1 rRNA gene is annotated in these 380 nt (G+C 44.7%); it reads right to left on the reverse strand.

The features are described from left to right. Nucleotides 1-252 (reverse strand): 16S ribosomal RNA (locus tag HMPREF2764_RS01550); the annotation flags it as partial. Between the last annotated feature and the right edge of the window lie 128 nt (nucleotides 253-380).

Here is a 380-nt window from a genome sequence, read left to right on the forward strand (position 1 = left end):
GCTAATACAACGCAGGTCCATCTGGTAGTGATGCAATTGCACCTTTTAAGCAAATGTCATGCAACATCTACTCTTATGCGGTATTAGCTATCGTTTCCAATAGTTATCCCCCGCTACCAGGCAGGTTACCTACGCGTTACTCACCCGTTCGCAACTCATCCGGAGAAGCAAGCTCCTCCTTCAGCGTTCTACTTGCATGTATTAGGCACGCCGCCAGCGTTCGTCCTGAGCCAGGATCAAACTCTCATTAAAAGTTTGAGTTCTCACTCATTTCTGTCACTGACAGATTTATTGTTTTTTCATTGTTCAGTACTACAACCTTAGTTGTAGTGCCCTGCACATTGGTTCGTCTTGTTCAGTTTTCAAAGGTCTTTGTCACT

Source organism: Streptococcus sp. HMSC073F11 (genome assembly GCF_001810785.1).
Classification (GTDB): domain Bacteria; phylum Bacillota; class Bacilli; order Lactobacillales; family Streptococcaceae; genus Streptococcus.